The organism is Actinoplanes sp. HUAS TT8, assembly GCF_051380535.1.
In the GTDB taxonomy this organism is placed as follows: domain Bacteria; phylum Actinomycetota; class Actinomycetes; order Mycobacteriales; family Micromonosporaceae; genus Actinoplanes.
The window spans coordinates 3666342-3692074 of the sequence record NZ_CP195646.1; the positions used below are offsets into that span (position 1 = coordinate 3666342).

The following is a 25733-nucleotide window of genomic DNA, read 5'->3' on the forward strand; positions in this document are numbered from 1 at the left end:
TATGAGATCGCTACGACAACAAATCTCATAGACCCCCTTGAAGACCCTTTTCCCGTACGGCCTTGAGCGCGCCCGCCCAGCTCTCCAGCTGATCGAAGAGCGTGTCGGCCGACGTCTTGTGCATGTCGGCCGGCGTGAACGCCGAGAAGTTCTCGAAGTCGCTGAAGATCGAGAAGCTGAGCTGCTGCTGGACGTGGGCGACCTGCAGCTCGCTCATCACACCGCGCAGGTGCTCGATCGCCCGGGCACCGCCGACCACGCCGTAGCTGACGAACGCGGCTGCCTTGTTGTTCCACTCCTCGTACAGGAAGTCGACGGCGTTCTTCAGCACGCCGGAAGTGGAGTGATTGTACTCGGGCGTGACCAGGACGAACCCGTCGTAGGAGCCGATGGTCGCGGCCCACGCCTTGGTGTGCTCCTGCGAGTAGAGGCCGGAGCCGGCCTTGGCCGAGACCGGCTCGTCGAGGTGCGGCAGCGGGTAGTCGACCAGGTCGACCAGGTCGTAGGTGACGCCGGGACGGCCCGCGGCCTGGGCCAGCACCCAGTCGGCGACGCCCTTGCCGTTGCGGCCGGGCCGGGTGCTGCCCAGGATCACGGCGATCTTCAACTCGGACATGGAAGTCCCTCCAGAACCAGTCACATGAACGTTCACGTGAAAAGCTAGCACCGGTTTACGTGAACGTTCATGTGACCCTGGACTCGCCTAGAATCGCTCGGGTGAGCACCCCGGAACCCACCTGGCTGACCCCGCCGGAACTGCGCGTCTGGCAGTCCCTGCACACCGTTCTGGTGCTGCTCCCGATCGCCCTGGACCGCCAGTTGCAGCAGGACTCCCAGGTGAGCTATCTGGAGTACTACGTGCTGGCCGCCCTCTCCGAACGCGACACCGGCACGGCCCGCCTCAGCGAGTTGGCGGTGCTCACCAACGCCGAACTGTCCCGGATCTCGCACCTGGTCGCCCGCCTGGAACGGCGCGGGCTGCTGCACCGGCGCCCCGACCCGGACGACGGCCGCTACACCAACGCGGTCCTCACCGACCAGGGCTGGACCCTGATCCGCGCGGCCGCCCCCGGGCACGTCGACACCGTGCGCAAGCTGGTCTTCGAGGGCCTGACCGACACCGACCGCGCCGAGCTCGCCCACACCGTCGACCGCCTCGTCGCCACCCTCAGCAAGTCCGGCATCGCCGTCCCACCCCGCGCCGCGCCATAAGTCAGGCCAGTCCCCGGTGGACGACTCGACACCAGCCGATCCCGCGCCCGACGGAACGTCCGGCGGACGTTCTCCCCACCGCCTCGATCGTGGACAGGGCGGCCGGCCGGCTCGCGAGTCAGGCGGTCCAATAGGCGTGCAGGCGCACGCCGGCCCGCGGCCACCCCCGCTCGTGAATCAGGTGCGCCCGCACCTTCTGACACGTGCGCGCCTCTCCGGCGACGTAGGCAACCCCCGGCTCGTCCGGCAGCCGCAACGTTTTCAGCGCACCGAGCAGCGCCGGTGACGATGCCGCGCCGGCCCCGTTGCGGTACGCCCACTGCAATTCCTCGCCGCGCGGCAGGTCCGGCCGGTCGTCGGGCGTGTCCACTTCGATCACGCCGTAGACCGCCGATCCGGCGGGCAGGGCCCGGATGATCGCCCCCATCGCGACCGAGCCCGTCTCCTCCCCCACCACGAGGTGGTAGGGCGCCTCCGGCCGTACCGTCAATCGCCCTTCCGGCGGGGTGACCGCGACCTCGTCGCCCACCCGGACCGACGTCGCCCATCGCGTCCCCGGCCCTTCGTGACCATGCGTCACCACGCGCAGTTCCAGCGACCCGGCCGGGTCGTAGTCCCACACCGTGTAGCTGCGCCACCCTTTCCGCAACGCCTCGATCAGCCCGGACGGCGAGCCCGGCAGCACGTTGAGGTGCTGGCCCGGCGTCCACGTGAGATCCCGCAGGGCGGGCCCGCTCAGGCCGATCTGCACCATCGACGGCGTCACCGGCGTGATCGCCCGGACCGGCGCGCGCCGCACCATCCGATCAAGTAGTCCCGGCACACCGATCACCTCGAATTTCCGCAGCTCATGGCATTATTATGAGCAATTGCTCACATCCTCCGCTACTCGCTTTCACCGCTCCCGGGAGCCTCGATGACGCCCGATGACAAACACCTTCAACCTCGGAAAACGCCCCGGCAGATCCGCGCCGAGCTGACCCGGCAGCGCATTCTGGCGGCGGCTGCTCACGTTTTCACCGAGCACGGGTACGCCGCCGGCACCACCAACCGCATCGCCGAGCGTGCCGGCGTGTCGATCGGCTCGCTCTACCAGTACTTCCCGGGCAAGGACGCGATCCTGGTCGCCCTGGTCACCGACCACCTGGCCCGCGAGACCCCGGACCTGGACGAGCTCGCCGCGCTGCCGCTGGCCGACGCGGTCCGCGCGCTGGTCCACGCCGCCGTCCACAACCACAACGACGATCCCGAGCTGCTCAGCGTCATGATGCAGCAGGCCATCCGCTGGCCGGAGGTGATGCCGCTGATGGCCGAGCAGCAGCGCGACCGGGCCACGGAGATCCGCTCCTTCCTGGACCGGCACCCGCAGGTCGACGTCGCCGACACCACCACCGCCGCGAATCTGGTCGTGACCACGGTCGGTGTGGTCGCCCACTGGCTGACCGCCGCGCCGGCCGCTCTCGACCCGAAGTCCCTGGAGGACGAGATGACCGCGATGCTGACCCGTTATCTCACCGGCTCGGCGGATGGGCCGTCTCAATCGGACCCGCCACCGCCGGGGATCCGCTGACGCTCCGCACGACGCGGAAGCCGACGCACCCGACCCGCAGGCCGGGATGGCTGCGGCCTCGCTTCGACGGTTCCACCGTTCCGGCCGGCACCCCGATCATGTCTTCCCCCTGCTTTCCGGTCCCCCGTCCTTGCATGGTCAGACGCCGCGGCCGCCGGACCGATTGTCGATGGACCAATTGTGGCGTGGGTAACACCGCGCGATAGGCTGCCCGGAATTCGTGACGGGTTGGGGTGGGATGGAACCGCGGCTGGTACTGCTCGATCTGGACGGCACGCTGCACGAACGCGGAAAGGCGCTGCCGGGCGCGGCTCGGGCCGTGGTCGAGCTGCGGCGGGCCGGGCACGTGGTCCGGGTGTTCACCAACACGGATTCGGAGTCCGAGTCCGGCCTGGTCGAACGCATCCGCGCCTCGGGCATCCCGGTCGCGCTGGGCGAGGTCTTCACCCCGGTCGTCGCGGCCAAGCGTGTCCTGCCGCCGGACGCGCGCCTGCTGGTCCTGGCCGACGAGCCGGTCCGCGACGACCTGGCCGCGCACGCGCCGCTGGCCGGCCCGCGCGACGCCACCCACGTGGTGATCGCCGACTGCCGCGAGACCCTGGACTACCGGGCGCTGGACGCCGCGTTCCGGGCCGTGCGGGCCGGGGCCGAGCTGGTCGCCCTGCAGTGTGGCCCGTACTTCCGGGCCGCCGACGGCGACCATCTGGACACCGGCGCGATCGTCGCCGCCGTCGAGTTCGCCACCGGCACCACGGCCCGCGTCCTGGGCAAGCCCAGCCAGGACTTCTTCCGGCTGGCCGCCCGGGACGCCCCGTCCGGTGTCTGGGTCGTCGGCGACGACCGGACCACGGACATCCTGATGGCCAACACCGCCGGCGCCACCTCGGTCCAGGTCCGCACCGGCAAGCACCACGACCAGCTTCACCTGGTCGACCTGCCTCATCCCACCCACACCATCAACTCGGTCGTGGATCTGCCGGCCCTGCTCGCCCCGGCCTGAGCGGACGAGACCGATCAGTCCGCGAGCGCGGCGGTGAGGTCGACCTCGACGAGCTGGTTCTCGTAGCCGAGCGAGGCCACGCCCAGCAGCGTGCTCGCCGTGGTGAAGGCCGGCCCGAGCGGTGACGCGTTGAGCTGGTGCCAGACCGCGGACAGGACCGCGTGGTCCGGGCTGACCACGTAGATCACCGACCGGACCACCTGGTCCGGACCGGCCCCGGCGGCCGCGAGCACGGCCAGGCAGTTGGCGATCACCTGGGCGGTCTGCGCCGCGTAGTCGCCCGGTTCGCCGACCACCCGGCCGGCGAGATCGAGCGGGCACTGCCCGGCCAGGTGAGCCAGTCGCCCGGCCGTGGAGATCGTCACGTGGTGATATCCGGCGGTCGCGTGGACCGTGTCCGGGCTGAACCTGGTGATCATCGTTCGAGGGCTCCCGATGCGAATCGCGGCAGCGGCCAGCCCGGGTCGGGCCGGAAACCGGTGTGCGTATCGTCGAACGGGAACTCGCCGGTGTCGATCAGTTTTGTCAGCCGGTCGGCCTCGGCCCGGATCCCGGCCGCCGCGGCCTCGTCGAAGTAGAGCGGGTGCCCGACGAACTCGGCGAACTCGTCGGTGTCCTTCCACTCCCAGGTCCGGTCGGGCGTCGCCACGATGTCCAGCACGAGATCGGTCGTCTCGACGCCGTCGTCCTGCCGCACGTAGGGCTTCTCCAGGTTGACGTACCACCCGGAGAACACGCCGCTCTTGAAGAACCACCACACCGAGTACCCGGCGCCGGGCGGCATCAGAATCAGGACGTCGTTGCCCTGCCACGTGTGGAGCTTGAGTTTCGGATCCTGCATCCGGTCCGGGCTGATGTCGTGGGTGGTCCGGCCGTCCACGTCGACCAGCCGGGCGAACTCGCCGCCCTCGGGCGCCCACAGGAGCAGCCCGGCGTCGTCGTCCCGGACCACCCGCATCGGCTGGGCCCAGGTCCGCCACGGTCCCCGCCGGTACCGCCGGACCACGATCTGCCCCGTCTCGAATCGCATCGCCGCAGACTACTTCTCCGGCCCGCGGCCCCTCCGGCGGACCGGCGTCACAAGATCACTGATGTCGACCGGTGACCACGCGGCGGCCTGGGCGGCGACCGGGCCGGCGCCGCCGATCCGGGCCAGGGCCAGCCGTTCCAGCTCGGTGTCGCCGATGCGCCGGGCGATGATGACGGCCGCGACGGTCCCCATCGGATCGCCGCCGAGCCGCCGGGCGGTGATGTCGTCGCGGGTCCACTCCCCGGCGATCAGCAGGCGGCCCAGCTCGGCCCGGTCGGCCAGGCACCACAGCAGCCGGCCGGCGAAGAGCAGGCCGTCGACGACGAGACGGTTCTCGGCCGGCCGACCGACCTCGGGCCAGCGGTACTCCCCGTGGAAGAAGACCGGCGGGCTACCCTCGGCGACCAGCGGCTCGTCGGCCCGGAACACCCAGGCCGTGAAGAAGTCGGTGTCGACCAGCGGCGCGAGTTCGTCGTCGAAGACCAGCACGTTCCAGCGCAGCCGCCCGTGGGTCCCGGGCAGCAGCCGCAGGTGGCGGCGCAGCCCACCGCCGCGGTAGACGGCCTCGGCGGCCTGCCGCCCGCGCCGGATCTCGTCCGGCTCGGGCAGGTGCCAGGCGGCCATCAGCTCACGGAACACCTGCTCGCGGGGCCGCCGGGTCATCGCGGCGACCCGCGGCCCTGGCGGGGATCGGCCCGAGGAGCGGTCATGCGGGCCATTCTGCCCGGCCCCGGCACCCCATGGCCGGGCATCGATGGGACGGGCCGAGGTCAGCGGCAGCCGGCGAGCAGGGTGTCGCTGAGCTCGCACTGATACGGCGACCCTTCCGGGCTGCCCTCCAGCCGGTTGGTCAGGTAGACCATGACCAGGTCGCGCTCCGGGTCGGCCCAGCCCAGGCAGGCATTCGACCCGTTGTGCCCGAATGCCCGCCGGCTGCTGAGCCGGCCCATCGGCCGCGGACGATCCGGATCGTTCTCGTGCCCGCCCAGCTGGAACCCCTCCGACCAGCGGATCCGGTTCCCGAGCACCTGATCCACCTCGCCGCTGGTCGAGGGTGCGCAGGCCCCGGCGACCGTGTCCGCCGAGAGCAGCCGCGACCCGAGCATCGCCTGGTAGAAAACGGCCAGGTCGCGGGCGGTGCTGGAGACCGTGGCGGCCGGGATGACCGCCTTGCGGGCGATGCCCAGGTTGGCCGCCCACTGCAGGGTCCGGGGGCCGCCGCTGGGGGCGTGGCGCATCGGCACGCGCCGCGGCGGTGCGTTCAGGTGGGTGTCGCGCAGGGCCAGGGGCTGCAGGATCAGCCGGTGCAGGACCTCGCGCAGGGACATCCCGGTGACCCGCTGGATCAGCTCGCCGAGCAGGAATCCGTAGCTCAGGGTGTGGTAGGCGGGACGCTGGCCGGGCGCGTGGTGGGCGCGGGCGCCGGCCAGGGCGCGCACTGATCGGTTCCAGTCAGGAGCGAGGAGGGCGTCCCGATAGATGCTCTTCACGTAGGGCAGTCCGGACCGGTGCTGGAGCACCTGCCGTACGGTAATCGTGTCTTTTCCGTTGAATTCAAATTCCGGCCAGTACGAGGCCAGAGGCGCGTCGAGCGACAGGAGTCCCTGCTCGGCGAGCCGATGCACGAGCGTCGCGACCAGCGGCTTCCCGGCCGAGAAGAGCAGGAACGGCACATCCCGGGGCACACCGAACGACCAGTCGAGCAGGACCTCGCCGTGCCGCATCACCACAAGCTGGGCCGCCGCGCCGCGGGCCGCCACCATTCTGATCATGGTCTGCACGGCGCGCGGGGCGATGCCCAACTCCTCGGCGGGCAGTTCGTCCCACGTCCGCCGGATCTCTGATTCGATCGTCACGCTGCCTCCCACGCCGGAGGCTAGCGATCGTCGGAGCGCGTGCGTCGCACAACGCGTGAACCCGGCAACCTGAAAAACCTTTCCGGTACGCGCCCGAAAGGTTAACGGTTATCAAATACGTCGATGCCACCGGGCCTGGACGGGGCCGGGTAGGCTGTCGGGAACGCGCCGTGCGTCCCGAGGTCTTTCAGGTTCGTCGCCGGGCGTCCACGTTGGTGGTCATCGCCGCGAGCACGCCCGGCAGCATCGCGACGGTCGCCGCGTCCAGGCCGTCGACGGTCTCCTCGGCCAGCCCGGACCAGAGCTGTTTGACCTTCTCGGTGAGGGCTCGCCCGGAGTCGGTGAGCTCGACCACTGTCGCTCTTTTGTCAGAGGCCGCGGGGGTACGGCGGATGTGGCCGGACGCCTCCAACTTGCGCGCCATGAGGGTCACACTCGGCGGCTCGCAGCCCAGTGCCTCGCTGAGCTGCGCCTGGATCCGCGGTCCGGTCCGGTCCAGTTCGAGCAGCAGCGCCTCCTGCCCGGGGTGCAGCCCGAGCGGCGCGAGCAGCGCGGACGCCCGGGCTCGATGCCGCAGGCTCAGCAGCCGGATCGCCTGGTTGAGCGCGTCGGCCCGCTCGAAGTCCATCGTCCGCTCCTTGACAGAAATAGTTATGCACATAACGTTATGCGCGTAACTAAAACCTATCATCGGAAGGAGTCACATGCCGGCGCTGCTCCTGCCCCTGGTGTGCGCGTGCCAGTTCATGATCATCCTGGACGCGGCGATCGTGAACCTGGCGCTGCCGTCGGTCGAACGCGATCTCGGCTTCTCCGCGACCGGCCTGGCCTGGGTCGTCAACGGCTACCTGCTGACGTTCGCCGGGCTGATGCTGCTCGGCGGGCGCGCGGCCGACCTGTTCGGACAGCGGCGCCTGACCATTTCCGGACTCGCCGTGTTCTCGGCCGCGAGCCTGCTCGCCGGCCTGTCCAGCACCGCGACCATGCTCGTCGCGGCCCGCGCGGCCCAGGGCGTCGGGGCCGCGATGCTGGCCCCGGCCACGCTGGCCGTGGTCAACACCGCGTTCACCGAACCGGCCGTCCGAGCCCGGGCGTTCGCCGCGTGGTCGGCCTCGGGCGGCGTCGGCGGCATGGCCGGCGCGATCGTCGGTGGCGCGCTCACCACCGGCCTGTCCTGGCGCTGGATCTTCCTGATCAACGTCCCGATCGGCGCCGCCCTGATCGCGGTCGCGGCGACGTCGCTGCCCCGCTCGGTCCCGGAGCGCCGCGACCGGCTCGACCTCGCCGGGGCGGCCACCGGGACGGCCGGGCTGGGCGCGCTGGTCTACGGCGTCATGTACGGCTCGGTGCTGCCGATCGTCGCCGGTGTCCTGCTGCTCGGCACGTTCGTGCTGGTGGAAGCCCGGTTCGCGCGGAGCCCGATGGTGCCGCTGCGACTGTTCCGGACGGCCGGGGTGGCGCCCGGCGCGACCATGCTGCTGCTGTTCGGCGGCATCGCGACCGCCATGTGGTACTTCACCTCCCTGCTGCTGCAGAACACGTTCGGCTGCGACGCGCTCCGAGCCGGGCTGGCCCAGACCCCCGCCGCGGTCACGTTCGTACTGGTCGCGCGATGGGTGGCGCCACGGCTGCCCCGGGCCGGGCGGCCCCTCGGATGCGCGTGCTTCATCGCCGGATTCGGCTGGCTGTCCCAGGCCGGCGGAGTCGCCGCCGTGATCGGGGCCACACTCATCGTCGCCACCGGCATCGGCCTGACCTTCCCTACGCTGATGGCGCTGGCCACGGCCCGGGTCCCGGACGCCGACGCGGGTGTCGCCGGCGGGCTGGCCACCACGTTCAACCAGGTCGGCAGCGCGATCAGCCTGGCCGTCTTCGCGACGTTCACCGGCTACGACCGGGTTTTCCTGGCCGCGGCCGGGATCGCGGTGGTCATCGCGGCGATCAGCCTCGGTTCGGGGCGCCGGTCGGATCGCCGACAACTCGTAACCGACCTCGCGTAGTGGTGGATGTCGTACATCTGCCGTTAGCGTGGCCGGGCTAGGGTGCGCTGTTTCTTTCGATCCCTGGTATTCGATCCTTAGTAGAGGCGACGATGCGGATCACGGTGCTCGGTGGATGCGGTGCGTGGCCGTTACGCGGCGAGGCCTGCAGCGGCTTCCTCGTCGAACAGGACGGCTATCGGCTGGCCATCGACCTGGGGTACGGAACGATGCCCCGCCTGCCCAGCCCCGACGTCGACGCCGTGATCATCAGCCACGGCCACCCCGACCACTGCGCCGACCTGAACCCGCTGCTGCGCGCCCGCGTCCTCCGCGACCGACCGGCTCGTCCACTACCCGTCTTCGCCCCGGGCGGATCCCTCGACGCGGTCCTCGCCCTGGACCGCCCGGGCATGCTCGACAGCGGCCTCGACCTGCGCGAATTCACACCGGGCGACCGTTTCGAGGCGGGGCCGTTCCGGGTCGAGACCGCGCTGCTGCCCCACTGGGTGCCCAACGCCGGGCTGCGGTTGAGCGCGGGCGGGCAGGTCCTCGCGTACACCGGGGACAGCGGACCCAGCCCGGACGTGGCCCGGCTGGCCCGCAACGCGGACGTCTTCCTGGCCGAGGCATCGTATGTGGATGCCGTACCGGAAGAAGCAGTTGGTTTTCTTTCGAGTGCGACGATTGCCGGCGGGTCGGCGGCTCAGGCCGCGGCCGGGCATCTGGTCCTGACCCATCTGCTCGCCGAGACGGAGCCGGCCGCGGCCGTCGACGCAGCCCGGAGCCGATTCCGGGGTGAGGTGACGGCGGCGCGGTCCGGGCTGGTGCTGCGCCTCTGAGGCATCGGCCCGGAACACGACGAACGGCCCTTCTCGTGGAGAAGGACCGTGTGTGGTCGCGGGGTCAGCCGTGGCCGGCCGGGGTCGTGATCGGTGTCCTCGTCGCGACGGAAGTCGCGGCCCTGCTAATGGTCTTGACCGAGGTCGCGGGTCTGCTGGAGTTTGCGGTTCTGTTCGAGGGCCTCTTCGAGCTGGTCCTCGAGGATGATGATCCGGCAGGCGGCCTCCAGAGCGGTGCCCTGGTCGACCATCTCCCGGGCCCGGGCGGCCAGGCGCAGCTGGTAGCGGGAGTAGCGGCGGTGCCCGCCGGCCGAACGGAACGGGGTGAACAGCTTCTCCTCGTCGAGCCGTCTCAGGAAATCCTGCGACGTGCCCACGATCTCCGCGGCGCGGCCCATCGTGTAGGCGGGATAGTCGTCGTCACCGAACATGTCGTCAGGTGGGGCCATACACAAAACCTCCATGGCGAGAGCCCCGGCGCTCGCGCGCCGGGGCTCAGGGTTAATAGGACTGAAAACACCATCTACCGACAGGTACGTCGGGTTGTCGTATCCGAATCTTCCGCCGTCAACGGCGCGAGATTCAGGGATCGCATAAGCGTGACCGGAGACCACCTCACTTCGAAGGGAACTGCGGTGTCCACCACCGGCCTTGAGACAACGGCCTGACGGCGGGCGATCCAACGGTGTTCCGTGCCCTCCCTTTCCTCTGTCTTCCCTGCACTGTCGTGCTGCTCGCCGGCATCGAAGCCCCACGCAACTTCCTGGGCTCCTCGCGCGTCCGGCGAGAGTGCTTCCTCAGGTGGAGCCCCGAACCTGCCTCGGCCCCACCTGCTCACACGGCGATGACGCGCATCGCAGAGGTCGAGCGAGCCACGACGTGCGTCGGGCCCTGCTGTAGCTCGGCCTTCTCATCTGCGTCTTTCACAGATCTTCGCTGTCAACAACAAGAACATTAGCCGACAGCCACCAACAAGTCTAGGTTTTGCGGCACAGATTTTCTGAGCCGCCCATGGCACATTTCCGTGATACTTCGATGACTGTCAGTCCATGACCGCCGGGCCGAGCACCCAGGCGAACGCGACCGAGGGAGCCCGACGGGGCCGGGCGCTGAGCGGCAGATCGCGCGGAGGCCGGGCGGTCAGCGGCTGAAGACCGCGCGCCAGCGGATCAGGAGGCGGGAACCGGGGGCCGGCAGCTCCTCGACGGACACCGGCCGCAGACCCGGACCGGCGAAAGCGTCGACCTCGGCGCGGCTCAACGGCCACGGCGGGCCCTCGCCCGGCGAGTCGGTGGCCGCGGCGGCCAGGACCAGCAGGGTTCCCCCGGGCGCCACGAAGTCACCGATCGTGGCGATCGCGCGGGCGCGGATCTCGACCGGCAGCGCCTGGACGTTGTTGCTCTCCAGGACGAGATCGAACGTACGGTTCCACTCCGGTGGCGGATTCAGCAGGTCGGCCACGCGGTAGTCGACCGCCGACTCCGGATGCCGGGAACGGGCCAGCTCGATCGCCGTCGCCGAGATGTCAAAAGCGGTCACGGAGTAGCCCAGCGCCGCGACATGTTCCGCATCCCGGCCGTTGCCGCATCCGACGACCAGCGCCCGTCGGCCGTCGCCGGGCGCCAGCGCGAACTCGCGAAGGTTCACGCCGGCCGCCGGAACATCCCACGGTACGGTCGCGTGCCCGTCCCGGGCCTCGGCGTAGAGCCGCTCGAACCACCCGGTCGGGTCCCCGGCCGCCAGCGACGCCGCCGCGAACCGCCGAGCATCCGCGGTACCGGAGTCGGCAACCGAACGGTTCGCCCGGTCCGGCTCGGAACCTCCCGAAGCCGCAGCCACACCGGAGTCACCGGACGGCGCAGCGGCAGCGGACTCACCGGAGTCGGCCGCCGAGCCCGGGTCACCGGAGGCGGCAACCGGGGCGGGCTCGGGCGGCTCGGGCGCGATCATCGCGGGACGACGCGGCGGAGTTCGCGAAGGGCCTGACGGCGTACGTCTCCGGTCAGGGTGTCGATGTAGAGGCGCCCGTCCAGATGGTCGGTCTCGTGCTGCAACGCCCGCGCCAGAAACCCGGTGCCGTGGATGACCAGCGGCTCGCCGTTGAGGTCGAAACCGCGAGCGGTGACCGATTCGGCCCGCTTGGTGGAGTAGCCCAGGCCGGGCAACGACAGGCAGCCCTCCTCGTCCTCCTGCTCGCCGGCAAAATCCGACAGAACCGGGTTGACCATGTGCCCGATCTGCCCGGCCACGTTGTACGAGAACACCCGCAGGCTGACGCCGATCTGGGGTCCGGCCACGCCGGCGCGGCCGGGCTCGCGGACGGTGTCCTCCAGGTCACGGACGATCTCGCGCAGGCTGGCGTCGAAGTCGGTGACCGGATCGGCGGGCGTGCGCAGGACCGGGTCACCGTAGAGCCGAATCGGCCTCACTGTCATGCCCGAAATCCTATCCACTCGTTACCGTCCGCAGCCCACCGGCCGCCGGGCCGTGGACAACGCCGGCGAACCACGAAGGCACAGGCGGCGAGCGAAGGCGGCCTCAGGCGGCCCGGGACAGAACCGGCACCACCACCGGACGCGACTGAACCAGGTGCAGACCGTCGAATCGGATGGCGGTCAGAGCCGCCGCCCCCGGCCGGTCGATGATCGTGATGGTCGCCACGTCCTGATGGATCCGATGGGCCGGGTCAGCCACGTCCGTGAGCAGCCCCCGCCACTTACGCACATGTGTGGCGAACGCCGACCGCCGCACTCGCCGCCGCCGCGCCTCCTGCCCGGCCAGCGCCTCGGACGGTTCCACATCGAGGAGCAGCAGATGGGTGCGCCGTCCGGCCCGCCGCGCCGCCCTCGTGATCAGCCGGGTGGCCCACTTCCGGGTGCCCGATTCGTGCACCACGACCGATTCCGTCCCCCGCAACGCCCGGAACAGCCGCACGTAGTGGGCCACGTGCACGAGCGGCCGCCAGTACTTGTACGGCACCGCCCCGAGGATCGGCGAGAGTGCGATCCGTGCCTGCTCGGAGTCGAGCAACCGCACCCCGGGCTGCGGGAAGAGCCGCTTGAGCAGCGTCGTCTTCCCGGCTCCGGGCACACCGGCCACGATCAGCAGCGCCCCGGCCGGGTAGTTCAGTTCCGGAGCCCGGAGTCCGCGCAGATCCTGCCCAGTCGCCATGGTCGTTTCCTCTCCCGCCGAGGCAGGAGACCGACCCCCGGTGAGCGACCGAGACCCCGGCCCCTGTCCGCGGCAACTCACGTCACCTGCAGGGCCGAAGGTCTGGTCCACCTCGGAGGATCTCCGAGGCCCGGGCGCCGGGAGCCCGAGGGCTCCAGGATGTCGAACGACCGGCGAAGGACTACTCCCCTTCAGCGCGAAACACTACCGCCCCGGCGCAAGGCCCGAAAAAATCAGGCGGCGAGCAGCGACGACCGGTCGCGCGACAACATGTGCTTGAGCTTGATCAACGACCGGCGGGTCTGGCTCTTCACCACGGTGATCGGCACGTCGAGTTCGGCCGCGACCTGCTCCACGCTGTGGTCGGCGAAGTAGCGCAGCACCACGATGGCCCGGTCCCGATCGGGCAGCCGCCGCAGGGCCCCCATCATGGTGATCCGCAGGTCGACGTCGATCGAGTACTCCGGTTCCCGCAGTTCGCCGGGTGTCGACTCGGTCGAACTGCGACGCCGCCGATGGTCGACGTACGTCCGGAACAGGACTTTCTGGGCGTACGCGGAAAGGTTTTCGCTCTCGGCGGCCCGATCCCAGCTCAGATACATCTTGGTCAGCGTGGCCTGCGTCAGGTCCTGCGCGAGGTGCCAGTCGCGGCACAGCTGGTACGCGCTGCTGTGCAGTCGCTGCCGGCAGTCCCGCGCGAATCGCGCGAACTCCTCCGTGACCGGCGGGGATGAGAGCATGACCTGGTCGCCTTCTCTGTGGACCGTCCGGGAAACGCGTGCGTCAAGGTACGCGCTCCTCCCCGGTGGATGGGGGCGGACGATGAGAGTGGCACGCAATAGGTAGAGAACCCTCGGAAGCCACTATGCGAAAGCTGTGAGCGCCCTCCGGATCGGCCCGACCTTGGCCGCGGCCTCGTCGACCTCGGCGATCGGCTCGCTGTCGGCGGTGATCCCGCCGCCGGCCCAGGTGTGCACGCGGGTGCCGTCGACGGCCACGGTGCGGATGCTCAGCCCCAGGTCGAGGTGGTCGGGCCCGATCCAGCCGAGTGCGCCCATGCTGACGCCGCGGCCGACCGGTTCGAGGGCGGCGATCTCGGCCAGCGCGGCGATCTTGGGCGCGCCGGTGACGCTTCCGCCCGGGCAGACGGCCCGCAGGAGATCGGCCAGGCCGACGTCCCCCGAGATCGCGGCCGACACGACCGACTCCGCCTGCCACAGACCGGACCATTCGCGTATGGCGAAGAGCTCCTCCACCCGCACCGGCCCGGTCCCGGGGAGTCGCGCCAGGTCGTTGCGCTCCAGGTCGACGATCATCACGTGTTCGGCCCGTTCCTTGGCCGAGGCGAGAAGTTCCCGGCGGCCCTCGGCGGTGGCCGGCCGGGTCCCCTTGATCGGCCGGGTGATGATCCGCCCGTCGCGGACCTCGACGAGGGTTTCCGGTGAGGCCGTCGCGATGGCCCAGGATCCGTCGGCCGGTCCCAGGATCCCGCCGTAGCGGGCACCGGCCAGCCTCGCGACCCGCCCGAGGGCGTTTGTCGGGTTTCCGACGTACGGCGCCGACCCGTGCCCGACCACATTGACCTGGTAGACGTCGCCGCGCCCGATCGCGTCGCGCACATCCTGCACGGCGGCGGCGTGATCGGCCCGCGTCCAGCTCTCCGTCCAGGCGCCGAGTTCCCAGTCCACCGTCGAAGGCCACGACCCGAGTTCCCAGTACGGCGTTGAACCGCACGTGGTGTGACCCCAGACGACGGCGTATATGTCCGGTATCGACGGTACCGGGCTGGCGCTGCCGGGAGTGACGTTGATCATCACGGATCCGGCATCCGCGGATACGTAGAGCGACGCTCCGCAAATGGCGCTATGGCTGTTCGTCCGGTATTTGTCATCCGAACGGCCGAGGTTGCGCACCGGCAGTCCGTTGCCGGCCAGGAACTCGGTCAGAAGCTCGGCAGGGTCACCGGAATCACCCCGATGCCACGAAAACGAACGTAACGCATGGTGACGGGCGTTGCAGGCGGCCGGTGCGGCCGGCGGAGCCCCGGGAGGAGGTACCGGAGAGTGGCCGACGGACCCCTGCGCGTGGACCATCGGAACCGTGGAAACAGGGTCGGACGCCGTCACTCGGTTGAACCGTTGTCGTTCGATGTGAGGTAACGTTCGAGCCCGACTTTGTGAACCTTCACACAGCCCCCTACCGGAGAAAACCCGCGATGTGCCAGCACCTGAATCAATGCCCTCCAGCCGACGCTATCGACCGGGAGGCCGCCCGCACCGTGGCGACCTTCTGCGAACAGGGTTGGAGCCTGCTCTGCAACGGTGTCATCGTCTTCGAGGACACCGGTGAGCTCCTGCCGGACGGTACGACGATTGCGCCGCACCGCGGTCCGGCCCGCCACGCCCTCGCCGCTTAATCACTGAGGGTAACGATACGGCCGCCCTGTTTGGCGGAAGTTTCGATGCCCCCGGCCGGCCCCGATGTGGTGGCCCGCCGGACGATCGCCGCTTGCCCGATGGGACAACCGGCGGAAAGACGGCGCAGGCCGCGATCCGTAGACCGCGACCTGCGCAACAACCCTAGGGGTCAGCTCTCGAAGGCCTCCGGCGAGGGGCACGAGCAGACCAGGTTGCGGTCGCCGTAGGCCCCGTCGATACGGCGCACCGGCGGCCAGTACTTCGCCGTCCGGTCGACGCCCTTCGGGAAGCCGGCGACCGACCGCGGGTACGGGTGCGACCACTCGTCGGCCGTCACCGCCGACGCCGTGTGCGGCGCGTTGGCCAGCGGATTGTCGTCCTTGGGCCAGACCCCGGCGGCCACCTGGTCGATCTCCGCCTTGATCGAGATCATGGCGTCGCAGAACCGGTCCAGCTCGGCCAGGTCCTCGCTCTCGGTCGGCTCGACCATGAGGGTGCCGGCGACCGGGAACGACATCGTCGGAGCGTGAAAACCGTAGTCGATGAGCCGCTTGGCGACGTCGTCCACGCTCACGCCGGTGGCCTTGGTGATCGGGCGCAGGTCGAGGATGCACTCGTGGGCGACCAGGCCGTTCTCCCCGGCGTAGAGCACCGGGTAGTGCTCGCGCAGCCGCGCCGCCACGTAGTTGGCGGTCAGGACGGCCGTGGCGGTGGCCTGGGCCAGTCCGTCCGGGCCCATCATCCGTACGTAGGCCCAGGAGATGGGCAGGATGCCGGCGGAACCGTGCGCGGCCGCGGAGACGGCGTGGTGGTCGCCCGATTCGAGGGGGTTGCCGGGCAGGAAGTCGGCCAGGTGGGCGCGGACCGCGACCGGGCCGACACCGGGGCCGCCACCGCCGTGCGGGATGCAGAACGTCTTGTGCAGGTTGAGGTGCGACACGTCGGCGCCGAACTTGCCCGGCCGGGCGAAGCCGACCAGCGCGTTCAGGTTGGCCCCGTCCACGTAGACCTGGCCGCCGGCCTCGTGCACCTTGGCGCACAGCTCGGCGATCGAGGTCTCGTACACCCCGTGGGTCGACGGGTAGGTCACCATGATCGCCGACAGCGCCGAGGCGTGCTTCTCGATCTTGGCGGCGAGGTCGGTGAGGTCGACGTTGCCGTTCTCGTCGCAGGCGACCACGACGACCCGCATGCCGGCCATGACCGCGCTGGCCGCGTTGGTGCCGTGGGCCGAGGACGGGATCAGGCAGACGTCACGGTGGGTCTCGCCGCGCGAGCGGTGGTAGCCCCGGATGGCCAGCAGACCGGCCAGCTCGCCCTGGGAGCCCGCGTTCGGCTGGACGCTCACGGCGTCGTAGCCGGTGATCTCGGCCAGCCAGGCTTCCAGCTGGGCGACCAGATCCTCGTACCCCCGCGTCTGGTCGGACGGCGCGAAGGGGTGGATGTCGGCGAACTCGGGCCAGGTGACCGCCTCCATCTCGGTGGTGGCGTTCAGCTTCATCGTGCACGACCCCAGCGGGATCATGCCGCGATCCAGCGCGTAGTCGCGGTCCGAGAGTTTGCGCAGGTAGCGCAGCATGCTCGTCTCGGAGTGGTGGGTGTTGAAGACCGGGTGGTCCAGGTAGTCGCTGGTGCGGCCCAGGGGCTTGGCACCGCAGACGGCCGGCTCGGCCACGGTCGCGCCGAACGCGGCCAGCACGGTCGCGACGTGCGCGCTCGTGGTGGTCTCGTCGGTCGAGATCGACACCCGGTCGGCGTCGACCAGGCGCAGGTCGACACCGTGCTCGGCGGCGGCCGCCACGATCGAGGCGGCGCGGCCGGGCACGATCGCGGTGACGGTGTCGAAGAACGCGGTGTGCGCGACCTCGACGCCGGCCGCGGTCAGGCTGCCGGAGATCGTCAGGGCGTGGTCGTGGGTCCGCTTGGCGATCGCGCGCAGGCCGGCCGGGCCGTGGTAGACCGCGTACATGCCGGCCATGACGGCCAGGAGCACCTGCGCGGTACAGATGTTGCTGGTCGCCTTCTCGCGGCGGATGTGCTGCTCGCGGGTCTGCAGGGCGAGCCGGTAGGCCGGGGCGCCGTCCGCGTCCTTGGAGACGCCGACGAGACGGCCGGGCAGGCTGCGCTCCAGGCCGGCGCGGACGGCCAGGTAACCGGCGTGCGGGCCGCCGAAGCCGAGCGGCACGCCGAAGCGCTGGGTCGTGCCGGCCGCGATGTCGGCGCCGATCTCGCCCGGGGCGCGCAGCAGGGTCAGCGCGAGCAGGTCGGCCGCGACCGTGACCAGGGCACCCTTGGCGTGGGCGGCCTCGACCAGGGCGGCGTGGTCGCGGACGGCACCGGACGCGCCCGGGTACTGCAGGTGCAGGCCGAAGAACTCCTCCGGCAGGTCGTCGCCGGCGTCCAGGTCGACGAGCTCGACCCGGATGCCGAGCGGTTCGGCCCGGGTGCGCAGGACGGCGAGCGTCTGCGGGAACGTGTCGGCGTCCACGACGTACGTCGAAGATTTCGATTTTGACGCTCGTCGCGCGAGGGTCATCGCCTCGGCGACGGCGGTGGCCTCGTCCAGCATCGACGCGTTGGCCGTGGTCAGTCCGGTCAGATCGGTGACCATGGTCTGGAAGTTGAGCAGTGCCTCCAGGCGGCCCTGGCTGATCTCCGGCTGGTACGGCGTGTACGCCGTGTACCAGGCCGGGCTCTCCAGCACGTTCCGCTTGATCACCGCGGGCGTGTGCGTCCCGTAGTAGCCCAGGCCGATCATCGGGGTCGCGACGACGTTGCGGGCGGCGATCGCGCGCAGCTCGGCGATCGTCTCCTCCTCGGAGGCCCCGGCCGGCAGGTCGAGCTCCCCGTGGAACCGGATCGACTCCGGGATGGCGGCGTCCATCAGCTCACCGAGCGACTCGTACCCGACGGTCTTGAGCATCTCGGCCTGCTCATCGGCCTGCGGACCGATGTGGCGGTGGGTGAATGACGACGTCATGGGCGACTCCCGGGGCATGAGAAGGCTGACAAAGCCCTCCCCCTCTGTCATACCCACAAAAGGGGACTTCAGAGTCGCCTGCCCGCGCGGTCCGTTTGCCTGTAGAGATTCCGGGGAGGAGTTGCCCCTTCGGCGCCCGTGCTTTCACCAGGAAAGACCAGGTCTCTCCCGCGCGGCTGGCAACCAACCTACCAGTGGACATGACCATGATCGGAACTCCTAGGGTGGGGGTGTGACCTACACCCCTGCAGTTGATCGCTACGAGTCCATGACGTACCGCCGCGCGGGCCGCAGCGGTCTCAAGCTGCCCGCCATCTCCCTGGGTCTCTGGCACAACTTCGGTGACACCCGCCCGGCCGACCGCCAGCGGGACATCGTGCGCCGCGCCTTCGACCTCGGGGTCACCCACTTCGACCTGGCCAACAACTACGGCCCGCCGCCGGGCAGCGCGGAGACCAACTTCGGCCGGATCCTCGCGGCCGACTTCAAGGCCCACCGCGACGAGATGATCATCTCCAGCAAGGCCGGCTACACCATGTGGGACGGCCCCTACGGCGACTTCGGCTCGCGCAAGTACCTGGTCAGCTCGCTGGACCAGTCGCTGCAGCGGCTCGGCATCGACTACGTGGACGTTTTCTACCACCACCGGCCGGACCCGGAGACTCCCCTTGAGGAGACGATGTCCGCTCTCGATCACATCGTGCGCTCGGGCAAGGCGCTCTACGTCGGCCTGAGCAACTACAAGTCCGAGCAGACCGCGCAGGCCGCCGCGATCCTCCGCGAGCTCGGCACGCCGCTGCTGATCCACCAGCCGTCCTACTCGATCCTCAACCGCTGGATCGAGCACGACAACCTGCTCGACACCCTGGAGGAGGCGGGCGCCGGCTGCATCGCGTTCAGCCCGCTGCAGCAGGGCCTGCTCACCGACCGCTACCTCGACGGGATCCCGGACGACTCGCGGATCCGGACCAGCGTGTTCCTCAACGAGAGCGCCCTGGACTCCAAGACCCTGGGCCGGCTGCACGCGCTCAACGACATCGCCAAGCGGCGCGGCCAGTCCCTGGCCCAGCTGGCCCTGGCCTGGGCGCTGCGCGACCAGCGCATGACCAGCCTGATCATCGGCGCCTCCAGCGTCCAGCAGCTGGAGAACAACATCGCCGCCCTCGACAACCCGGAGCTGACCCAGGCCGAGATCGACGAGATCGACGGCACCGTTCTCGACCTTTAGATCAAAACCGATTATTCGGTACGGCCATAAATTGCCGCGCGTGCCCCGGGGCGGTTCGTTACCGTCCCGAGGCATGACGGACCTGGTCGAGAAGCACACGATCCTCGCCGTCGTGGTCGGCTCCCGCGCCTACGGGCTGGACGGGCCGGGCAGCGACCACGACCGGCGGGGTGTCTACGCGGCCCCGACCAGGGACTTCTGGCGCCTCGACAAGCCGCCCACGCACCTGGACGGGCCGGCCGAGGAACAGTTCTCGTGGGAGATCGAACGGTTCTGCACCCTCGCGCTGCAGGCCAACCCGACAGTCCTGGAAGTGCTCTGGTCCCCGCTGACCGAGCGGATCACGCCCGCCGGTGAACACCTGCGGGCGGTCCGGTCGGCGTTCCTGTCCCGGCGGGTCCACGAGACGTACGGCAACTACGCCCGCGATCAGCTCGACCGCGTCGCCGCCCGCCGCGCCCGCACCGGTGAGGTCAACCACAAGCAGGCCATGCACATGATCCGGCTGCTCACCGCCGGCGCCCACGTGCTGCGCACCGGCGAGGTCCTGGTCGACGTGCGTCACCTGCGGGACCGGCTGCTCGCCGTCAAGCACGACGAGGTCCCGTGGGACGAGGTCGCCGCGTGGGCGGCCACCCTGATGGCCGACCTCGACCGGGCGGCCGGCGAGACCCGGCTGCCCGAACGGCCGGATCGCGATCGGGTCGACGAGCTGCTCATCGCCGTACGGGAAGAGGGTTTGACATGACCATCGACGTGCCCGAGTGGGCGGCCGAGGCCGCCCGGCAACTCCCCTATCCCCTGGTGTTCGGCACGGTCAGCGGCGCCCACCTGTACGGGTTCGCGTCGGTCGACTCCGACCTCGACCTGCGCGCCGCCCACATCCTGCCCGCCGCCGAGGTCGTCGGCCTGCACACCGGCCCGGCCACCCTGCAGCGCGGCGGGGTCCGCGACGGCGTCGAGCTGGACCTGGTCTCGCACGACCTGCTGAAGTTCGCCAAGCTGCTGACCAGCCGCAACGGCTACGTCCTGGAGCAGCTGCTGTCCCCGCTGGTGGTCGTCACCACCCCGCTGCACACCGCCCTGCTCGGCCTGGTGGGCGGGTTGATCACCCGCAATCACGCCTATCACTACCTGGGTTTCTCGCACAGCCAGGAGAAGCTGTACGCGAAGACCGGCGAGCTGAAGCCGGCCCTCTACACGCTGCGGGTCCTGCTGACCGGAATCCATCTGATGAGAACCGGTCAGCTGGAGACCGACCTGGGCGTGCTCGACGGCGCCCCGGACTACGTGCCCGAGCTGATCGCGGCCAAGCGCGAGGCCGAACACGGCCCGTTCCCGCCCGGCGTCGCGACCCGGCTGGCCGCCGACATCCCCCGGCTGCGCGCCGACCTGGAGACCGCCAAGGACGAGTCGAACCTCCCTGACCGCCCCTCGGACGACGCGCTCGCCTCCTTGCACGACCTGATCGTCCGCACCCGCCTCGGCTAGCGTCAGGTCAGGGACGACGGCCGATCCACAGGTCCCGCGTCGCGCGAACGTTCAGATCGTCACGATCGGGGACAGCCTCGGCGTACGCCGTCAGTTGCGCGAGATCGTCGGCCGAGAGCCGATCGGCCAGGCGCTGAGCGCTGCGCCGCAGCGTGACCTGCGCATACTCGACCGCCTGGGGCGACAGCGGCCCCGGGATCTCGATCTCGAACCGGCGCTCGCCCGCCGGCGTGAACCCGGCCGCCGTCAGCCGCGCACCCCAGTCCTCGCCCATGTGCAGGCCGCCCTCAAGGCGCATCCGGGCCATCTCGGCGTGCGCCCGCTCCTCGACGGCCGCCCCGGCCGGATCGGTCAGGAAACGCGGGAAGCCGTCCAACTCGGTGATCATGAACACGCCGCCGGGCCGGAGCACGCCGAAGACCTGGGCCAGGGTGCGCGCCGGGTCGGCCAGGTGGTGCATCGACGCCGACGCCCACACCAGGTCGGCCGGGCCGAGCGCGGGCCAGTCCCCGTCAAGATCGGCCCGGACCGTGCTGACGCGGTCGCCCAGACCGGCCGCGGCCGCGCGTTCCCGCAGGTGGGCGAGCATCTCCTCGTCCATGTCGACCGCGGTCAGGGTGGCGGCCGGGAGGTGTCGCGCGAGGGCCAGCGTTCCCGTTCCGGTGCCGGCGCCGAGATCGACGATCAGAGGCTTCTCCGGTACGAGGGAGCCGGCCCAGCCGATGACCTCGCTGTAGTAGTCCTGAAGCACCTCGGCGTCCAGGTCGAGCATCTGCGCCAACCCGTCCCCGTGACCGTGCTGCCCGCCGTGGCCGGCCTCGTGGCCGTGATTCGCGTGCTGGTGACCGTGACCGTGTTCGTGTGCCATGCCACGACCGTAGCGCCGTCTTGCGCCTCTGACATACAGTCTTGCGTATGACGCAAGACGGCGAGCTCGACGTCCTGGTCCGCCAGCGCATCCGGGGCCTGCGGGTCGCCCGCGGCTGGACCCTCGACGAGCTGGCCACCCGCGCCTACCTCACCCCGTCCACCCTGAGCCGCATCGAGACCGGCCACCGCCGCATCGCCCTGGACCAGCTCGCCCCGATCGCCCGCGCCCTCGGCACCACGCTCGACCAGCTCGTCGAGTCGGGCCGCGACGAGGACGTGGTGATCCGCCCGCACCACGACGACGCCCGCGGCATGACGACCTGGTTGCTGAACCGGGAGGGCACCCCGGCCGGCATGACCGTCGCCAAGCTCCGCGTCGACCGCACCGTCCCGCAGGATCTGCGCGTGCACCCCGGCCGTGACTGGTTCGTCGTGCTCTCCGGCACGGTGATCCTCCGCCTGGCCGAGCGCACCATCGTCGTCAAGGCGGGCGAGGCCGCCGAGTTCTCCACGATGGTCCCGCACGCGTTCGGCTCGGCCGGCGGCCCGGCCGAGGTCCTCTGCATCCTCGACCACGACGGCGAGCGCTCCCACCTGCGGCCCGACCGCCCTTAGCCGACCGGCGGCGCCCAGTGCGGGCGCGGGATCAGGCAGAACGGGTGGCCGGCCGGGTCGGCGAAGACGTGGTCCCCGGGCAGCCGGACCGCGCCGAGGGCGAGCACGGCCGCGGATGCCGTGTCGAGGTCGTCGACCATCACGTCGTGGTGCGCCTGCTGCGGGACCTCCGGCGCCGGCCAGGTCGGGGCCCGGTGGTCCGCGGCCCGCTGGAAGGCCAGCCCGGACGTGACCGGGTCCGCCGACACCACCGCGAAGTCGCCGTCGTCGTAGGTGATCGGCCGCCCCAGCACCGCGCTCCAGAAACGAGCCGCGGCCGCCGGATCGGGGCAGTCGAAGATCAGGTGGTGCAGGCGCCCGATGCTCATCCCTCAGTGTCGGCCGGGGTCCGGCCTGTGATCAAGCACGCACCCGGCGCCCTGACCAGGGGTGACCGATTGAGGTCAGCAATGCGACAGGGCGGTGGCGTGCGCCTCCGGCGACCGGCGGGTTCAATCGACAGTCGTAGTCGTGGGGGGAATCATGGACTATTACCTGCTCGCCGGGGACGCGATACTGGTCGAGGAGTTCGCCTACGGCGAGGATCACGTCACCGTGGGCCTGGCCGGCGCGATGTGGGCTGCCGGGGACGGTGGCTGGCTCGGCACGGGATCGTTCGGCCGTTCTCTGCGTACGAACGAGGACCTTCTCGCCGTGCTCACCCCGATCCGCCGGGACCGCGCGGCCCGGGTGTTCCGGGATCTCGACGGCGGTGCGCTGCCCAGCGAGCTCGAACTGCGCGCCCGTTTCGGCGAGTGGGTCCGCTTCACGAACGCGGCCCCGCTGCGTCTCGGCCCGGACGAGACTCCCCAGGGTTACACCGAGCGGCGTGTCTACCGCGTCCTGTTCGCCAAGGAGCCCCGCGCCGCCCAGCTGGCCGGCCTGAGCGCGGCCTGGCGCGGCACGACCCCGGGCGGCATGCCGTCGGGCGAAGGCCGCGCGGGCAACCACATGTTCACGTGGAACCTGCGCCGTGTCGGTCGTGGCATCGCCTGGGGCCTCGACGTCACGATGCTGCTGGGCGGCGACAGCCCCGACGTCGCCGGCGCCGTGCTCCGCAAACTCACCGCCGACGTCCGCGAACGCGGCCTGATCCCGGTGACCACCGAGCGCTTCGCCTGAACGGTCGACCACGGGGCACGCAGGCCTGGACTGCGTTAGGGCTGCGGGCCGAGCACCGCCGCCGTGTGTTCTCCCGGCGCCTCCTTCAACTCGACGAAGAAGCTGTGCGTGGGAGTGTCACCCACGTTCGCCCCGGAGTGCTGCTGCGCGCCGATCCAACGCACCGCACCCGCCGGCAGTGAGACCTCGACCGACCGCTCTCCGTCACTGACGCGACGGCGGAAAGCACTGAGCGTGACCATGACGGTGTCCGGATGTCGGTGCGCATGAGTGCGGTCCCCCGGCTGGTCCCGATACTCCAGCACGCGAACCCGCTCGTTCTCGAAGACCACCGTGTAGAGCTGCGGATCGGTGAAGGCCGGATCCTGATCACTCATGGCACCCCCTCTGGCTTCGTGGGATTACGGTACCATGATGGTGATGCCGATGCCATATGAGACAACCGGGCGGACGAACCAGAAGTCCCGCACCCGGCAAGCCTTGATCGACGCCGCCCACGAGCTCCTGACCCGCGGGCTCACCCCCCGCGTGGAGGACGCGGCCGCCCACAGCGGAATCTCCCGCACCACCGCCTACCGTTACTTCCCTAATCAGCGCTCCCTGCTGCTCGCCGCCCAGCCGCAGCTCCAGCCGGATACCCTGCTCGGCGACGACGCCCCGGTCGAGCCCCGCGCCCGGCTGGCCACCTTCATGGCCGCCTTCACCGACTACAACCTGCGCTATGAGCAGCAGCTCCGCTCGGCCCTGCGCTTGTCGCTGGAGCACCCCGGCCCCGATCTGCCGGAACCCGAGAACAGCGAGCTGACGGGCGCCGGCGACGAGCAGCCGGCGAGCCGCGACGACGCGCGACCGCTGCTACGACGCGGGCGCGCGATCGGCTGGGTCGAGGACGCACTGCGCCCGCTCGCGGAGAGCCATCCGCTGGTCGACCGCCACCGCCTGGCCGTCGCCATCCGCTCGGCGACCGGCATCGAGTCGCTCGTCTGGCTGCTCGACATCGCGGGCCAGAGCCACGAGCAGGCCGCCGAGACCGTACGGGAGACCGCCCTTGCCCTTCTTGACGCGGCCGTGCGGGAGTCGGCGCACGAGCGGGCCTGGCGCCGGGCCACCACGCCCGAGAGCTGACCCCGGAAATCAATCGGGGCGAATTCGCGGAATGATTCGGGCGGCGGCGCTTCCACCCTCGTCCGGGAAAATCGGCCGTGACAAAACGCCGAACGGTGAACAACGCGCTTGCTATTCGGTAGGGATGCCGGTTTAGGCTGAGCGTATGTCCGCGAGCGCCGCCCCCGTTGTCCATCTCGCCCGGCCGCATCGGCCGGTGGTCGTGGCCGGCACGCTCGCCGAATTGCGGGGTCCGACCTGCGGTCTTGTCGAGTTGCCGTTGCGACTCTGGTGGCATCCGCAGCGCGCGTTCGATCTGTCGCAGCGCACGATGATGCTGTGGATGTATGAGAATGTGCTGCGCGAATCGATCCGGGTCGACGAGTTGCGGGCCTATCTCGACGGCGCGACACTGGTCCGGGCCTGGCCGGAGCTGAATCTGCCGCGCGGTGTCCGGGCCGCGTGGGAGGCCCGGCATCCCCGGCTGCGGCAGCGGCCGGAACAGGCCGCGGCGGCCTGAGAATCAAAAAGAAATGACGGTCGACGACTTCTATCGTGATGTCGCCAGAATCGCCCTGGCCGTTGCCGACAAACACGGTTTCGTGCTCGGTGGTGGTGTCGCCTGGCTGGTGAACGGCCTGGTGGCGCGACCGACCGAGGACATCGATCTGTTCACCGACACGGCCGACGGGGTGACCGCGGCGGCCGGTGAGGTGACGGCCGCGCTGACCGGGGCCGGTTATCGCGTGGTCCGGGAAGAGGGCGACGAATTGTTCGCCGGAATGGACCAGGACATCCAGGAGTTCCTGGTCGCCGGGGAGAGCCGGGCGTTGCGGCTGACCCTGTGCCGCCTGGACCGCAGCCGCGCGCCGGTGGTGATGGATCTCGGCCCGGTCATGCACCTGGACGATCTGGTCGCCACCAAGGTCGCCGCCCTGGTCAACCGGCGTGAGGTGCGGGACTACATCGACGTCGCGGCCGCGTTGGAGCGCTATCCGCTGGATCGGATCCTGGAGCTGGCCTACGCCGCCGATCCGGCCCTGGATCCGGAGGACATCGCGGACGCCGGTCGCTACCTGGACCGCCTCGACGACGTCCGCTTCACCCTCTATGGCCTGGATGCCGAAATGATCGCCCAGCTCAGAGATCGACTGGCGGCCTGGCCAAGGGGCTAGTACGCGGTGCGAAACCGGCCTAGCGTGTCCGG

General features: G+C 70.4%; 31 protein-coding genes and 1 riboswitch. Of the genes, 14 read left to right on the forward strand and 17 right to left on the reverse strand.

The features are described 5' to 3' along the window. Nucleotides 1-25: 25 nt before the first annotated feature. A complete protein-coding gene (locus ACSHV8_RS16605; protein WP_436534007.1) occupies nt 26-616 on the reverse strand; it encodes an NADPH-dependent FMN reductase in 591 nt (196 codons plus the stop codon). Between the two features lie 101 nt (nt 617-717). Between ACSHV8_RS16605 and ACSHV8_RS16610 the strand changes: the two genes are divergently transcribed. After that, a complete protein-coding gene (locus ACSHV8_RS16610) occupies nt 718-1212 on the forward strand; it encodes a MarR family winged helix-turn-helix transcriptional regulator (protein ID WP_436534009.1) in 495 nt (164 codons plus the stop codon). Nucleotides 1213-1330: 118 nt separating this feature from the next. On the opposite strand, the gene ACSHV8_RS16615 is transcribed toward ACSHV8_RS16610, so the two are convergent. Continuing rightward, nucleotides 1331-2035, reverse strand: coding sequence for a siderophore-interacting protein (locus tag ACSHV8_RS16615; RefSeq protein WP_436534010.1), 705 nt, complete (start codon nt 2033-2035; stop codon nt 1331-1333). Nucleotides 2036-2128: 93 nt separating this feature from the next. Between ACSHV8_RS16615 and ACSHV8_RS16620 the strand changes: the two genes are divergently transcribed. Both ACSHV8_RS16620 and ACSHV8_RS16625 read left to right on the forward strand, forming a co-directional pair. After that, the gene (locus tag ACSHV8_RS16620) at nt 2129-2782 is read left to right on the forward strand and encodes a TetR/AcrR family transcriptional regulator (RefSeq protein WP_436534012.1); all 654 of its coding nucleotides are present in this window, start codon (nt 2129-2131) and stop codon (nt 2780-2782) included. 238 nt (nt 2783-3020) lie between these two features. Then, the gene (locus ACSHV8_RS16625; protein WP_436534014.1) at nt 3021-3782 is read left to right on the forward strand and encodes an HAD-IIA family hydrolase; all 762 of its coding nucleotides are present in this window, start codon (nt 3021-3023) and stop codon (nt 3780-3782) included. A 14-nt stretch (nt 3783-3796) separates the two neighbouring features. On the opposite strand, the gene ACSHV8_RS16630 is transcribed toward ACSHV8_RS16625, so the two are convergent. The 5 genes from ACSHV8_RS16630 to ACSHV8_RS16650 form a co-directional block, all read right to left on the reverse strand. Further along, nucleotides 3797-4201, reverse strand: a complete 405-nt coding sequence (locus tag ACSHV8_RS16630; RefSeq protein ID WP_436534016.1) for a RidA family protein — start codon at nt 4199-4201, stop codon at nt 3797-3799. After that, complete coding sequence (locus tag ACSHV8_RS16635) at nt 4198-4812, reverse strand: DUF402 domain-containing protein (protein ID WP_436534018.1); 615 nt, start codon at nt 4810-4812, stop codon at nt 4198-4200. The genes ACSHV8_RS16630 and ACSHV8_RS16635 overlap by 4 nt, the downstream gene beginning before the upstream one ends. Before the next feature lie 9 nt (nt 4813-4821). Then, nucleotides 4822-5475: a hypothetical protein gene (locus ACSHV8_RS16640; RefSeq protein WP_436534020.1), complete on the reverse strand. Its 654-nt coding sequence runs from the start codon at nt 5473-5475 to the stop codon at nt 4822-4824. A 107-nt stretch (nt 5476-5582) separates the two neighbouring features. Then, nucleotides 5583-6668, reverse strand: coding sequence for a serine hydrolase domain-containing protein (locus tag ACSHV8_RS16645; RefSeq protein ID WP_436534022.1), 1086 nt, complete (start codon nt 6666-6668; stop codon nt 5583-5585). Nucleotides 6669-6855: 187 nt separating this feature from the next. Next, entirely contained in the window at nt 6856-7296 is a 441-nt protein-coding gene (locus ACSHV8_RS16650) for a MarR family winged helix-turn-helix transcriptional regulator (RefSeq protein ID WP_436534024.1), read from the reverse strand. 76 nt (nt 7297-7372) lie between these two features. Here ACSHV8_RS16650 and ACSHV8_RS16655 point away from each other — a divergent pair, with 76 nt between their 5' ends. Together ACSHV8_RS16655 and ACSHV8_RS16660 are read left to right on the forward strand one after the other, a co-directional pair. Continuing rightward, nucleotides 7373-8668, forward strand: coding sequence for an MFS transporter (locus tag ACSHV8_RS16655; RefSeq protein ID WP_436534026.1), 1296 nt, complete (start codon nt 7373-7375; stop codon nt 8666-8668). A gap of 92 nt (nt 8669-8760) precedes the next feature. Next, entirely contained in the window at nt 8761-9489 is a 729-nt protein-coding gene (locus ACSHV8_RS16660) for an MBL fold metallo-hydrolase (protein ID WP_436534028.1), read from the forward strand. 125 nt (nt 9490-9614) lie between these two features. Here ACSHV8_RS16660 and ACSHV8_RS16665 read toward each other — a convergent pair whose 3' ends face one another. The 6 genes from ACSHV8_RS16665 to ACSHV8_RS16690 form a co-directional block, all read right to left on the reverse strand. After that, the gene (locus ACSHV8_RS16665; RefSeq protein ID WP_436534030.1) at nt 9615-9938 is read right to left on the reverse strand and encodes a MerR family transcriptional regulator; all 324 of its coding nucleotides are present in this window, start codon (nt 9936-9938) and stop codon (nt 9615-9617) included. A 691-nt stretch (nt 9939-10629) separates the two neighbouring features. Continuing rightward, a complete protein-coding gene (locus ACSHV8_RS16670; protein WP_436534032.1) occupies nt 10630-11439 on the reverse strand; it encodes a class I SAM-dependent methyltransferase in 810 nt (269 codons plus the stop codon). After that, the gene (locus ACSHV8_RS16675) at nt 11436-11924 is read right to left on the reverse strand and encodes a peptide deformylase (RefSeq protein WP_436534033.1); all 489 of its coding nucleotides are present in this window, start codon (nt 11922-11924) and stop codon (nt 11436-11438) included. Before ACSHV8_RS16675 ends, ACSHV8_RS16670 begins: the two co-directional genes overlap by 4 nt. A 103-nt stretch (nt 11925-12027) precedes the next feature. After that, nucleotides 12028-12660: an AAA family ATPase gene (locus ACSHV8_RS16680; RefSeq protein WP_436534035.1), complete on the reverse strand. Its 633-nt coding sequence runs from the start codon at nt 12658-12660 to the stop codon at nt 12028-12030. Between the two features lie 233 nt (nt 12661-12893). Next, on the reverse strand, nt 12894-13400 hold the full coding sequence (locus ACSHV8_RS16685) for a SigE family RNA polymerase sigma factor (protein ID WP_436534036.1): 507 nt from the start codon (nt 13398-13400) through the stop codon (nt 12894-12896). Nucleotides 13401-13523: 123 nt separating this feature from the next. After that, nucleotides 13524-14753: a chorismate-binding protein gene (locus tag ACSHV8_RS16690; RefSeq protein WP_436536790.1), complete on the reverse strand. Its 1230-nt coding sequence runs from the start codon at nt 14751-14753 to the stop codon at nt 13524-13526. Between the two features lie 122 nt (nt 14754-14875). Here ACSHV8_RS16690 and ACSHV8_RS16695 point away from each other — a divergent pair, with 122 nt between their 5' ends. Then, a complete protein-coding gene (locus ACSHV8_RS16695) occupies nt 14876-15076 on the forward strand; it encodes a DUF5999 family protein (RefSeq protein WP_436534038.1) in 201 nt (66 codons plus the stop codon). A 170-nt stretch (nt 15077-15246) separates the two neighbouring features. On the opposite strand, the gene gcvP is transcribed toward ACSHV8_RS16695, so the two are convergent. After that, the gene (gene gcvP, locus ACSHV8_RS16700; protein ID WP_436534039.1) at nt 15247-18057 is read right to left on the reverse strand and encodes an aminomethyl-transferring glycine dehydrogenase; all 2811 of its coding nucleotides are present in this window, start codon (nt 18055-18057) and stop codon (nt 15247-15249) included. 77 nt (nt 18058-18134) lie between these two features. Continuing rightward, a riboswitch (glycine riboswitch) is annotated at nt 18135-18238 on the reverse strand. Between the two features lie 51 nt (nt 18239-18289). Here gcvP and mgrA point away from each other — a divergent pair. From mgrA to ACSHV8_RS16715, 3 genes are all read left to right on the forward strand, one after another. After that, nucleotides 18290-19285, forward strand: a complete 996-nt coding sequence (gene mgrA, locus ACSHV8_RS16705) for an L-glyceraldehyde 3-phosphate reductase (protein ID WP_436534040.1) — start codon at nt 18290-18292, stop codon at nt 19283-19285. A gap of 73 nt (nt 19286-19358) precedes the next feature. Then, nucleotides 19359-20033: a nucleotidyltransferase domain-containing protein gene (locus tag ACSHV8_RS16710; protein ID WP_436534042.1), complete on the forward strand. Its 675-nt coding sequence runs from the start codon at nt 19359-19361 to the stop codon at nt 20031-20033. Further along, nucleotides 20030-20776 carry a nucleotidyltransferase domain-containing protein gene (locus tag ACSHV8_RS16715; RefSeq protein WP_436534044.1) on the forward strand — a complete coding sequence of 249 codons (747 nt, stop codon included), beginning with the start codon at nt 20030-20032 and terminating at the stop codon, nt 20774-20776. The genes ACSHV8_RS16710 and ACSHV8_RS16715 overlap by 4 nt, the downstream gene beginning before the upstream one ends. Before the next feature lie 7 nt (nt 20777-20783). On the opposite strand, the gene ACSHV8_RS16720 is transcribed toward ACSHV8_RS16715, so the two are convergent. Continuing rightward, nucleotides 20784-21644, reverse strand: coding sequence for a class I SAM-dependent methyltransferase (locus tag ACSHV8_RS16720; protein WP_436534046.1), 861 nt, complete (start codon nt 21642-21644; stop codon nt 20784-20786). A gap of 47 nt (nt 21645-21691) precedes the next feature. Here ACSHV8_RS16720 and ACSHV8_RS16725 point away from each other — a divergent pair, with 47 nt between their 5' ends. Beyond that, nucleotides 21692-22261, forward strand: coding sequence for a helix-turn-helix domain-containing protein (locus ACSHV8_RS16725; RefSeq protein ID WP_436534048.1), 570 nt, complete (start codon nt 21692-21694; stop codon nt 22259-22261). Here ACSHV8_RS16725 and ACSHV8_RS16730 read toward each other — a convergent pair. Further along, nucleotides 22258-22629 carry a VOC family protein gene (locus ACSHV8_RS16730; RefSeq protein WP_436534049.1) on the reverse strand — a complete coding sequence of 124 codons (372 nt, stop codon included), beginning with the start codon at nt 22627-22629 and terminating at the stop codon, nt 22258-22260. The two genes, ACSHV8_RS16725 and ACSHV8_RS16730, sit on opposite strands and share 4 nt — an antisense overlap. A gap of 142 nt (nt 22630-22771) precedes the next feature. Here ACSHV8_RS16730 and ACSHV8_RS16735 point away from each other — a divergent pair, with 142 nt between their 5' ends. After that, entirely contained in the window at nt 22772-23422 is a 651-nt protein-coding gene (locus ACSHV8_RS16735; RefSeq protein WP_436534051.1) for a hypothetical protein, read from the forward strand. Between the two features lie 35 nt (nt 23423-23457). Here the strand turns inward: ACSHV8_RS16735 and ACSHV8_RS16740 are convergent, their stop codons facing one another. Further along, complete coding sequence (locus ACSHV8_RS16740; RefSeq protein ID WP_436534053.1) at nt 23458-23799, reverse strand: cupin domain-containing protein; 342 nt, start codon at nt 23797-23799, stop codon at nt 23458-23460. Between the two features lie 49 nt (nt 23800-23848). On the opposite strand from ACSHV8_RS16740, the gene ACSHV8_RS16745 reads away from it, so the two are divergent. From ACSHV8_RS16745 to ACSHV8_RS16755, 3 genes are all read left to right on the forward strand, one after another. After that, on the forward strand, nt 23849-24547 hold the full coding sequence (locus ACSHV8_RS16745) for a TetR/AcrR family transcriptional regulator (RefSeq protein ID WP_436534055.1): 699 nt from the start codon (nt 23849-23851) through the stop codon (nt 24545-24547). Between the two features lie 145 nt (nt 24548-24692). Continuing rightward, nucleotides 24693-25046 (forward strand): hypothetical protein, encoded by a 354-nt coding sequence (locus ACSHV8_RS16750; RefSeq protein ID WP_436534057.1) that lies wholly within the window; start codon nt 24693-24695, stop codon nt 25044-25046. A gap of 13 nt (nt 25047-25059) precedes the next feature. Then, on the forward strand, nt 25060-25701 hold the full coding sequence (locus ACSHV8_RS16755; protein WP_436534059.1) for a nucleotidyl transferase AbiEii/AbiGii toxin family protein: 642 nt from the start codon (nt 25060-25062) through the stop codon (nt 25699-25701). Nucleotides 25702-25733: the final 32 nt, after the last annotated feature.